This is a genomic window from Candidatus Latescibacterota bacterium (genome assembly GCA_019038625.1).
GTDB lineage: Bacteria > Krumholzibacteriota > Krumholzibacteriia > Krumholzibacteriales > Krumholzibacteriaceae > JAGLYV01.
In genome coordinates this window covers 24,952-36,829 of record JAHOYU010000082.1, presented here as the reverse complement: position 1 = coordinate 36,829, position 11,878 = coordinate 24,952, and the positions used below count along the sequence as shown (strand labels likewise).

The window sequence follows — 11,878 nt, the reverse complement described above, 5'->3', positions numbered from 1 at the left end:
CGCGATAAGGGAAGCGGTAGAGAATCCTCACGAGATCGACATGAACAAGGTAAACGCACAACAGGCAAGGAGAATCCTGGATAGACTCGTCGGTTATCTCATCAGCCCGGTTTTGTGGAAGATATTTTATAGGGGGCTCTCGGCTGGCAGGGTGCAGAGTGTCGGGCTGAGGCTCCTGTGCGAACGTGAAGAGGAGATCAGGCAGTTTATTCCAGCGGAGTTCTGGACGATAGAAGGAATACTCAAGAATTCAGCCGGGGAAAAATTCGAGGCACGTCTGTTCAAGATTCAGGGAAAGAATCCAGAGATCAAAGATGGTGAAAGCGCGTCGAAGATACTGGATAAGATAAAAGTATCGGACCCTGTCGTTTCAAAGGTGACAGAAAAAGAAAAGAAGCGCAATCCGCAGCCCCCATTTATTACGAGTACCATGCAGAGAGAGGCAGCAAGTCGGCTCGGATTCTCCGCAAAAAAGACGATGATGATCGCGCAGCAGTTATATGAGGGTGTTTCATTGGGATCAGAAGGATCATCTGGACTTATAAGCTATATGAGGACCGATTCGACTCGTGTCAGTGACGATGCGTTCAGGCAGGGGCAGGAACTCATAGCAGAAAAGTTCGGTAAGGAAAACGTATTTGATGGGAAAAGAGGTTTCAGGAAAGCAAAAAGGTCGCAGGACGCTCACGAAGCCATCCGTCCGACCGATTGTTTCAGGATGCCAGATGAGATAAGCAAGTATCTCGATAAGGATCAGAGCGCTCTCTATACACTTATATGGCAGAGATTTCTCGCTTCTCTCGCAATGCCGGTAGTTTACAGCGTAAAAGAGGTTGATATTGCTTCAGGTGATGAGTATCAGTTGAGGGCTAATGGGAGAAGACTTAAATCTCCCGGTTTTCTGGCAATTTTCCCCGACAGAAAAACTGAAGACGAAAGCTGGCTCCCCGACCTGGCTGATGGTGAGAAGCTGGCTATAGACTCTATGGACTCGAATCAACATTTTACAGAACCTCCATCAAGATATTCTGAAGCCTCGCTTATTAAGGAACTGGAGGATAAAGGTATAGGACGCCCGAGTACGTATGCCAGCATCATCAGTATTATCCTCGCGAGAGAATATGCATCCAGGGAAAACAAGGCGCTATGTCCCACCGAACTTGGAGAGGCGGTCTGGAAATCTCTTTCAGGATCATTTAACGACATATTCGCCGTCGATTTTACGGCAAGGATGGAAAACGAGCTGGATAAAGTAGAGGATGCGGATGAAGCGTGGAAGGATGTCGTAAGTTTCTTCTATGAACCTCTCAATGTCGATTTAGAAGCGTTCAAGGGTAAGCAGGCGGAAATAAAGAAATCTTTTCAGGAAGAAACAGAAGAGCTATGTGAAAAGTGTGGTAAAAAACTGATTAAAAAATGGAGCAGAAACGGTCTATTCCTCGCCTGCCCCGGATGGCCTGAATGCAAATTTGCGAGGTCTTTGGAAGAAGAAGAGAAGCTCGAAAGAGAATGTCCCGATTGCGGAGGAGGACTTGCCTACAAGAGCGGCCGTTTCGGCAGATTTATCGCATGTTCCAATTATCCTGAATGTAAATATACAGAAGCGATAAGTATGGGGATTTCCTGCCCTGAAGATGGATGCAAGGGTGAAGTCACAGAAAAGAAGACTCGAAGGGGAAAGGTCTTTTATGGATGCACAAAGTATCCATCTTGTAAATTTGCCAGCTGGGATAAACCGATCACTGAAAAATGCCCTGCATGCGGAAACGGGTGGATGGTAGAAAAGAACACAAAGACAAAAGGCTCCTATCGTAAATGCCCAGCATGCAAGCATGAGGTAACTCCCTGATGGAAAAAATCGTCGTAGTCGGCGGCGGTCTGGCCGGATGCGAGACCGCTCTTCAGCTGGCTTCCCGGGGTTTGCAGGTTGAACTGATTGAAATGCGCCCGGGTAAGATGACTCCTGCTCATCGCACAGGATCTCTGGCTGAACTAGTCTGTAGCAATTCCCTGAAATCCGACAATGCCGAGACCGCTTCTGGTCTTTTGAAGAGAGAACTTAGAATGCTTGGATGCAAGCTTCTGAAGATAGCTTCTGAATCCAGGGTTCCTGCGGGACACGCACTTGCTGTGGACAGGGATGTTTTTTCCGGTAAAGTCGGGGAGGTAGTGGCGAAAGAAAGCATGATCGAATTGTCTGGCAGGGAACAGATTGATCTGGATATTCCTGTCGGAGTCATCGCCACAGGGCCTCTGACATCCGACCTGTTATCAAGTGCGGTGATGGAACACTTCGGTAAAGACAATCTTTTCTTCTATGATGCGATATCGATATCGATAGCTGTTGACAGCATAGATCATTCAAAGGTCTTTAAGGCATCACGTTATGGAAAGGGTGCCCCGGATTACTGGAACGTACCCCTTGACAAAGAGAATTATCTCCTTCTGCTAGAGTATATACGTAAATCATCAAAGCGTGCCGGACATGATTTTGAGGACGGAAAGTGTTTCGAAGCCTGCCTCCCGGTTGAAGTGATGGTTTCAAGAGGAGATGATGTCATGAGGTATGGTCCTTTGAAGCCAAGGGGACTTGTCGACCCTGTTACCGGGGAAGAACCATACGCAGTCATCCAACTCAGGCAGGAGAGTATTGAGGGGACTATTGCTGGATTGGTCGGGTTTCAGACGAAGATGACCGTGGGAGCTCAGAAAGGAATGATGGCCTTGATACCCGGTCTCGAGAACGCTGAGATCGTGCGATTCGGCGCAATTCACAGAAATACTTTCCTGGATTCGCCGTACCTGCTTGACAAGAGACAGATGTCCAGCAGGAGGGATGGCCTGTTTTTCGCCGGCCAGATCACCGGGGTTGAAGGCTATGTCGAATCGATTGCTCACGGGCTGATTACATCGATCAATATCTTTGAGTATCTTGAGGGCCATCCGCCAGTCATATTTCCGTCCGAAACATTGCTTGGAGGCCTTCAGGCGCATCTTACTAGCCAAAGCTCCCGGTTTCAGCCGATGAACGCAAATTTTGGCATACTTCCTCCCATAAGTGGAAAGCGAAGAGAGAGAAAGGCGAAGAAGGTGGAGCGCTCCCTGACAAAACTCAAATCGTTCCTTGATAAACAATCTTTTGACATGCCTCGATCTACTTGATGTGCTGATCAATAACATGATATGGTTCCCGAGAGGAAGAAAGAGTTGTCACTCAGGTCAAATGGAGGCTGCATGCTCGGACTCCTGAAGAAATATCTTTTGCATATCGGCATCGAAAAGAAAGTCTCGGAATCGACTCTGCTCGCTTATGAGTCAGATATATTGAAATTTGCTGAATATATAAAGGTGGAGACAGGCTCTGACAGTCCGGAAAAAATCGATGGCATAGCTTTGCGATCTTATCTTGGCACTCTTTCAAGAGATGGTTATTCACCCAGGTCGATAGCGCGGAAAGTTGCTTCATTAAGATCCTTCTTCTCGTTCTGCCTGAGCCATGATTATACAAAAACCGATCCGACTGTGGGGTTGAATACACCTAAGACTGGAAGAGATCTACCCGAGTTTGCCGCAAAAGATGCAATGGAAAGGATGATGTCTCTTCCAGATATGACCAATAGAAAAGGAGTCCGGGACAGGGCTGTCCTCGAACTTCTATATGGAACCGGTATGCGGCTTGCCGAACTGGTCGGATGTTCGTTGAAAAATTGTGATTTCTCCAGGGGAACGATCCTGGTTCTCGGCAAAAGGCTGAAAGAACGTCTCCTGCCGCTGTCAGGCAAATCAGCGGAATCTCTGAAGATCTATATTTCAGGAGAATATGGCATTCCTGAAGAAGCGTTGAAAGACCGATCCATTTCAACACAATATTCAGAATGGAAAGACCTTCCCCTCATAGCGGGTAGGGGAGGAAGGCCCATAAGCAGGCGAACCGTGCAGAGGATAGTAAAAAAATATCTCGAACAGGTCGCTTCTCTCTCCAGGATGAGTCCTCACGTCCTCAGGCATTCTTTCGCGACTCACCTTCTTGACGCTGGAGCGGATCTTCGCGCGGTACAGGATCTCCTGGGGCATGTAAATCTTTCGACGACACAGATATATACTCACCTGACATCCGAACGTCTAAGGGAAGTATACGATCTGGCTCATCCAAGAGCATGAAGAGTGTACCCGCTCAGGAGCAGGAAGTTGAATGACGATTATGAAACTGATTTTACTGTTTAGTGTGGATGCATGGGAGGAGATATGTTCAAGGGAACTACGATTCTTGGTGTACGAATTGGGAAAAAGGCCGCTTTAGGCGGTGACGGACAGGTTACTTTTGGTGATACCGTTGTAAAACATGGTGCACGAAAAATAAGAGCTATCCGTGACAAAACCGTCCTTGCCGGGTTCGCTGGAAGCACTGCTGACGCGATGACTCTGTTCTCCAGATTCGAGGGGAAACTCGATGAATTCAACGGGAATATGATGAAGGCAGCAGTCGAGATGGCTAGGGACTGGCGTAGCGATAAGATCCTGCGTCATCTGGAAGCGCTACTTGTCGTAATGGATGCAAAACATTCCCTTCTTATATCAGGCAAGGGAGATGTAGTGGAACCTGACGATGATATACTTGCGATAGGTTCAGGCGGTTCTTACGCACTGGCTGCGGCAAGGGCATTGAGGTCGAATACCAGGCTTGACCCGGAATCAGTCGTTAAAGAGTCCCTGAAGATAGCTGCAGGGATATGTATATACACGAATGACAACATTTCAATCGAAACTCTCCGGGATGGTAAATGATGAGAGAAATGACACCTGGCGAGATTGTCGCCGAACTGGATAAATACATAATCGGGCAGACGCAGGCGAAGAGATCTGTAGCGATCGCCCTTAGAAACAGGTGGAGACGACGAAGGATAGTAGATAAGATTCGTGAAGAAATACTTCCTAATAACATAATAATGATCGGTCCTACCGGTGTAGGAAAGACCGAAATCGCAAGGCGTCTCGCCAGACTTGCCCAGGCTCCGTTCGTAAAGGTCGAGGCTACCAAGTTTACGGAGGTAGGTTATGTCGGCAGAGATGTCGAATCCATGATAAGGGACCTTGTAGAGGTCGGGATAAGCATGGAAAAGGAAAAAGTATTTCTGGAAGTTGAAATAGCAGCAATTGAAAATGCTACAGACCGGCTGCTCGACCTGCTACTACCCGCTGCGACCGGGGGAGCGGTGATGGATACAGAGACGGAGGAAAGGCGTAAGCGAACGAAGGATAAACTCAGGAAGAAACTTGAAAGCGGTGACCTTGACGACCGCGAGGTGACAATTCAGACTTTCGACAAAGCACATCCAATGATAGAGATATTTTCAGGATCGGGTATCGAAGAAATGGGGATCAAGTTTCCTGAAGGCCTGGAGAAAATGGTGCCGCGCCGTCAGAAAGGGAAGAAAGTCACAGTGGAAGAGGCCAGGAAGATACTGATTCATGAGGAGAAGGAAAAACTTGTCGATATGGATTCAATTGTATCTCGTGCCATTTCAGCTGTAGAGGAGACCGGGATAGTATTCATTGACGAGATCGACAAGATTGCCAGAACAGGATCGGGTGGACACGGCCCCGACGTTTCGAGGGAAGGTGTGCAGCGGGATATTCTGCCCATAGTAGAGGGTTGTAATGTGAGCACGAAATATGGCCAGGTAAAAACTGATCATATCCTTTTTATGGCAGCAGGGGCTTTTCACATGTCGAAACCATCTGATCTTGTCCCCGAATTGCAGGGGAGGTTTCCGATAAGAGTGGAACTCGATCAGTTGACAGCTGAAGATTTTGAAAGAATTCTTCTGGAACCGGAAAACGCGCTTGTTAAGCAATATCAGACAATGATAGAAACTGAAGGCTGCAGATTGACCTTTACTCTCGGCGCAATTAAAGAGATAGCCCGAATGGCGTATTCGGTCAATCAGAAGATGGAGAATATCGGAGCCAGGAGATTGCACACGATCCTTACGAGCTTGCTGGAGGATCTGCTTTTCGATCTTCCAGACCCGAAGATACAAAAAGTCGGTGTAAATGCAAAATTCGTCAAGAATAAGTTGGACAAGATCATAGGTGATGATGATCTTGCGAGGTACATACTCTAGGAGGAAAGACGTATGAAATTGAGTAAAAAGGATTTTCTGTCGATCAGGGATTTCAGCAGGGATGAGCTCAGGGTTATCCTTGAACTCAGCAAAAAGCAGAAGCCTCTCGCGAGGGAGTTCAAGCTTGAGCCTTCGCATCCAGGGCGCGTCCTTGCGTGTATATTTCACAAGCCTAGCTTGAGGACAAGAATCAGTTTTGAAATATCTATCAGGCAGCTGGGTGGTTCGAGTCTCTATATAACGGATAAAGAGATCGGAATCGGAAATCGTGAGTCTCCAAAGGATGTCGGAGAAGTACTTTCCAGGTATGTAGACGGAATAATGATCAGGACTTTCGATCAGGGGATGGTTGACACTCTTGCCGCCAATGCTTCTGTTCCGGTGATAAATGGTCTTACCGACCTGCTGCATCCATGTCAGGTCATGGGAGATATATTGACGATAGAAGAACACCTTGAAAATATCGAGGGAAAGAAAGTTGTGTTTGTCGGTGATGGCAATAATGTGGCAAGAAGCTGGCTGAACGCTGCCGCAAGATTCCAGTTCAAATTTGTCCTGAATTCTCCTGCTGGTTATCAGCTCGAAGATTCATATGTTGCGGAAGTAAAGAAAGACGGAAATCTGGATTATGAATGGATTGAGGATCCTGCTGAGGCAGTCAGAGATGCCGATGTGATCTATTCTGACGTATGGGCCAGCATGGGGCAGGAATCGGAAAAAGCAGAGAGACTTCGGGTATTCCGTCCCTATCAGATAAACGATAAACTTATGGGGCTTGCCGGCGGGAACGCGATTTTTATGCACTGTCTTCCGGCACACCGGGGTGAGGAAGTCAGCGATTCCGTGATCGACAGTAAAAGATCCGTCGTGTATGACGAAGCAGAGAACCGACTTCACATACAGAGAGCCATCATTGCACTTCTGATGCCAACAGACAGAGAGCTGTAGAGGATATGAATCGATTTCGATGGGGTTGTTTACTTGCACTTTTCTGTTCGTGTGCCGTCATAGAACCGCCATCAGGTGGGCCGGAGGACAAAACCGCCCCCCTGATCTCGTCTGTGATTCCGGCAAGTGACTCGACCGGGGTCTCAAGGAATTCCTCTGTCACCATCGAGTTTTCGGAAAAGATCGACGGCGAAAGTTTCAAAAGCAGGATAAAGACCTATCCGACTCTTGAATTCGAGAAAATAAGCGCTAAAGGGACTGTCCTTGAACTTATTTTCAGGGAACAGCTTCCGGAAACGACAGTATGCATTCTGATCCAGCCTGGATTCAGGGACAATCACCTTGTCGAGAGCAGAAAAAATTACAGGTATTATTTTTCGACGACTGACAGGATTCCCCCTGGAAATATAACCGGGAAGATTCTTTTTAAGCAGTCCCCGGATTCCATGGGTGTAGCATATCTGGTAAAGGCAGAAGACGATACATCAAGAGAGCTGCATTCCGCTCCGGAAGCCAGGATCGCCTATGCTGACCCATTTGGCAATTTCATTTTCAGGGCTCTCCCTGCAGATAGTTCTGGATACAGAGTATGGGCATTCAAAGACACAGATGGGGACGGGAAGTATTCTTTTGGGAAAGAATTCGCTATGGAACATCCAGACACCATTATCCTCTCCCCGGCTCACACATCTGCAAGAAATGTCGATATTAACGTAATCGACCCGGATGAACCTGGCAGCATAGAGGGTGTCCTGAATGACTCTACCGGGGTAGAAGGAATTCCTTCAGTCAGATTAAAAGGAGTTCCGCCTCTGGAGGACTCGTATTACGCCAAGGTTGACACGCTCGGTAATTACCTTATATATAAGGTCAAGCCAGGAGCGTATCTCTTCAGTGCATTTATAGATGTCCTTGCCGATAGCCTGCCGGGCAACTATAACGCACCTGACGATTCAAGCAGAATCATTCTTGAACCTCTTATTTTACTTCCTGATACTATCAATGTCTCTCCAGGTGAAAAGAAAGTCATTTCCCCGGTTACGATCGGAAGGGCGGAGGAGTGAAGGACAAAGTTGAATTCTATAAAATGCATGGAGCTGGAAACGATTTTGTGATGATAGAGGATATGTCTTCTGAAATCGACTATTCCAGGCATCTGATAGATGCGCTGTGTACCGATCATACCGGCATAGGTGCTGATGGACTCATACTGATCCGTCCTTCGGAAAAATGTGATTTCAGGATGCTGTATTTCAACAAGGACGGTGAAGAGGCCGAGATGTGTGGCAACGGTGCCAGATGTGCTGCCAGTTTTGCATATTTAAAGGGTATTGTGTCCCAAAAGATGGTTTTCGAGACAAAAGCGGGACCCATCGATGCTGAAATGATCGGAGAGGATGTCAGGATCGGCGTAGGATCTGTCAGGGATATGAGACTTCAAGTGCCGGTAGAGGATGCAGGCATAGAGGTAGGATACGCCGTGTGTGGTGTTCCGCATGCAGTGCTGGTAACAGAAGATGTTGATAGCTGGAGCAGGGAACGTTTTCTGGAACTTGGAAGAAAGGTCCGTAACGCAGACGAGTTTGCACCTGAGGGAGTGAACTTCAATCTCGTCTCCGTGATCGGGAAGGACTTTGTAAGGTACAGGACCTACGAAAGAGGTGTAGAGGACGAGACTCTGGCCTGTGGGACAGGTGCTATCTCTCTGGCTGCTGTTTGCGCCGCACTGGGGATTACAGGAAGTCCACTAAGATGCCGGGGGACGAGTGGCGACACTCTTAAAGTAGATTTTATTCCTACAGGGAATGGAGCGCAGGATTGCTTTCTGAAAGGCCCGGCCATCGTGGCATTCAAGGGTGATTTTGAAGTGCGAAATTACCTCTAAGTCATGTTTAATTCCACTCGAAGAGCCGATGCGCCATTGTTTGCCGATAAGGCTTGCTATCCATGTTTCATTTGCACAGATTTAGAGTGAAAGCCCCTCCGGAGGAATTATGCGTAAAGCCCTTACATTGACCATTATCCTTCTGGGAGCTGCCATCGTCTCTCCAGCCCAGGCACAGTATCCGTTCGGGAAAAACAAGATTCAGTATATAACAAAAGAATGGCGTGTGATCGAAACTGAACATTCCGAAATATTCTATTATCCTGAAGAAATAGCGCTGGCTCAATTCGTCTCGGGGTTCGTGGAAGATGTCTATGAGGAATATTCAGATTATTTTGACCTTGAATTCGACAGGAAGATCCCGATAATCCTCTATGGGACCCACCACGATTTCAAGGAGACTAATGTAATACCATACATGGTGTCAGAGGGAACAGGCGGATTCACTGAATTCATCAAAGGCCGCGTGGCTTTGCCATTTATGGGATCGTATTCCGGTCTTAAATCGGTTTTTCGACATGAGATGGTCCATGTCTTCATGCTGGAAAAACTCCATTCTGTAATGAGCTCCAGACGAAAATACACGTATACGCACCCACCTCTCTGGTTTACAGAAGGACTAGCCGAGTTTCTTGCGCATGGCGCCCCGGACACTGAGGCTGATATGTTCATAAGGGATGCGGTCACTTACGGGAAACTATATTCTCTTCAGGATCTATGGAGGATCCTGGGAACTTACATGATGTACAAGGAAGGTGAATCTGCTCTTCATTACATCGCGGGAAGATTCGGTCATAAGGCAGTTAGAATGATCCTCGAGAACTGGTGGAAATCAGACAGGTTCGACCTTGTACTCGAAAAAACGATAGGTCTTAAAGAGGACGAACTGGACAGAGATTGGCAGGAATATCTGAGGAAAAGACATTACCCGTCGATAATGTCAAGGCGTAGAGTGGGAGAGATAGCGGAACAGATATCTCCCGATGAATGGTCTTTCGAAAATCATCCGGTCACGGTGCGTGGAGAGGAGGGTGAAGAGGACAGAGTATTTTGTCTTGGGTTCGGATTGGGAAGCATCGATCTTTTTGAACTTGTGAAACACAGAAAGAACAAAAAGAACGAATGGAAACGCAGAAACGTCATAAGAGGTGGCAGAAGCAACAGGTTCGAATCTATTCCTCTACTCCGGAGCAGTATCTCAGCTATTGGCGACACTCTTCTTTTTGTATCCAAATCCGGTGAACGGGATGCAATATATCTTTATGATACGGCTGTTGAAGAAGTCGTTGCAAAAATAGATTACGACAAAGCACGGATAATCAATTCCCCGGCGATCTCGGATGACAGGAAATCGGTCGTATTTTCAGCAATCGATTTTAATGGCAGGACAGACCTGTTTATCCATGATCTGTCGAATGGAAGTTTTAGAAGACTTACTGAGGACTATCACGAAGAGACGACACCTGGCTGGCTTCCAGGCAGTGATGTTGTGATATTCAGTTCCGAAAGAAGGGATCTGGAACCAGGAGAAAGAAGGGCCATCTATTCAATCGACACCACTACAGGCATTGTGAGACAGCTGACGCAGGGAGATAATGCTGACATAGATCCAAGGCCTCTCCGGGACGGAAGCGGATTTCTTTTTTCTTCCGACCGGGAAGGGACACATGATATCTATCTGAAAAGGAACGGATTGGTCACCAGACAGACCAATGTGCTTGGTGGAGCATTCGGACCCTGCCCATCTCACGATGGACGTACATTCGTAACGGCTTCCTACAGCGGCGGCACTTATCACATATATCGTGGCAGGATCAAAGAAGATAATACTTCAAGGCCTGAGAAGTTCGAAGATCTCTCGGACAGGAAATGGGAACCGTCTCCACATGATACTTCCGGAGTATATCGGGATAAGGATTACAGGGTCCGATTTGGTGTGGATCTTATAGCTGCAGCTTTCGCGGTAGACCCTGATTACGGATATATGGGGAACGGTGCCCAGATTTTTCTCACGGATGTCATGGGCGACCATCAACTGGTTTTCCTGTTCGGAAGCGCATCCGACGATTTTTCTAATTTCTGGGAAAATCTAAATATCGGATTCACATACGTAAACAGGACACGCAGACTTAATTACGCTTTTGGAGCTTTTCATCTTGCGAGTTATGTAGGGTCGATCTATGACATGTTCCGTTTCGAACGAAGGTACGGTGTGATGGGCGGACTAAGTTATCCTTTCTCCAAGTTCAGAAGAGTCGATCTTCAGACAGTTTTTAAATTTATGGAACGTGACGACGATATAACAAATATTGGCTTGCAGGATGGTAAGTCGATGCTTCTTTCGAATTATCTATCGTTCACTTCAGATAATATTGTGTGGAGTATAGGAGGCCCACTTAACGGGCACCGCATGAGCGTGTCTGTCGGAAAATCCATCGACCTCGACGGATCGACGTATGGGAGTACTACTCTGAATCTCGATTTGCGGAATTACTTTAATATTGGTAGAAGAGTCGTTTTTGCACAGAGATTTGTAAGCAGAAACGCCTGGGGTAGTGATATTCAACTCTTTTATCTTGGAGGCTCCTGGGATCTCCGAGGCTATAACTTCCGTCAATATGCCGGAAGAAGGACATTGCTTGTGAACAATGAGATCAGATTTCCTCTTTTAGACGGACTCATCGTCAGGCTTCCATTCGGCTCAATAGAATTTCCATTGTTCAGAGGGTCCTTATTCCTTGACGCTGGAAAGGTCGAGGGATTCATAATGGATACTGATTGGCTCGGAAGCATTGGTACCGGTATCGAGATGAATCTCGGATATCTTCCGGTGATAAGGTTGAATTTCGTGAGAAAGACCGATTTCAAGACGATCGATGATGATACACAGATCGATGTCTTTCTAGGATTCAACTTCTAG

Annotated in this window: 9 protein-coding genes; all 9 read left to right on the top strand. The window is 47.0% G+C overall.

What is annotated here, in order from left to right:
* A partial coding sequence (gene topA / locus KOO63_06265; GenBank protein ID MBU8921408.1) for a type I DNA topoisomerase occupies positions 1-1,849 on the top strand: 1,849 nt, incomplete at its 5' end.
* Positions 1,849-3,162 carry a methylenetetrahydrofolate--tRNA-(uracil(54)-C(5))-methyltransferase (FADH(2)-oxidizing) TrmFO gene (gene trmFO / locus KOO63_06260; protein MBU8921407.1) on the top strand — a complete coding sequence of 438 codons (1,314 nt, stop codon included), beginning with the start codon at positions 1,849-1,851 and terminating at the stop codon, positions 3,160-3,162. The genes topA and trmFO, both read left to right, overlap by 1 nt.
* 45 nt (positions 3,163-3,207) lie before the next feature.
* Complete coding sequence (locus tag KOO63_06255; protein MBU8921406.1) at positions 3,208-4,161, top strand: tyrosine-type recombinase/integrase; 954 nt, start codon at positions 3,208-3,210, stop codon at positions 4,159-4,161.
* An 84-nt stretch (positions 4,162-4,245) separates the two neighbouring features.
* A complete protein-coding gene (hslV, locus tag KOO63_06250) occupies positions 4,246-4,785 on the top strand; it encodes an ATP-dependent protease subunit HslV (GenBank protein MBU8921405.1) in 540 nt (179 codons plus the stop codon).
* Positions 4,786-4,793: 8 nt separating this feature from the next.
* The gene (gene hslU, locus KOO63_06245; protein ID MBU8921404.1) at positions 4,794-6,125 is read left to right on the top strand and encodes an ATP-dependent protease ATPase subunit HslU; all 1,332 of its coding nucleotides are present in this window, start codon (positions 4,794-4,796) and stop codon (positions 6,123-6,125) included.
* 12 nt (positions 6,126-6,137) lie between these two features.
* A complete protein-coding gene (gene argF, locus KOO63_06240; GenBank protein MBU8921403.1) occupies positions 6,138-7,073 on the top strand; it encodes an ornithine carbamoyltransferase in 936 nt (311 codons plus the stop codon).
* Between the two features lie 5 nt (positions 7,074-7,078).
* Complete coding sequence (locus tag KOO63_06235; protein MBU8921402.1) at positions 7,079-8,137, top strand: Ig-like domain-containing protein; 1,059 nt, start codon at positions 7,079-7,081, stop codon at positions 8,135-8,137.
* Positions 8,134-8,958, top strand: a complete 825-nt coding sequence (gene dapF / locus KOO63_06230; protein MBU8921401.1) for a diaminopimelate epimerase — start codon at positions 8,134-8,136, stop codon at positions 8,956-8,958. The genes KOO63_06235 and dapF overlap by 4 nt, the downstream gene beginning before the upstream one ends.
* A 109-nt stretch (positions 8,959-9,067) precedes the next feature.
* Positions 9,068-11,878 carry a hypothetical protein gene (locus KOO63_06225; GenBank protein ID MBU8921400.1) on the top strand — a complete coding sequence of 937 codons (2,811 nt, stop codon included), beginning with the start codon at positions 9,068-9,070 and terminating at the stop codon, positions 11,876-11,878.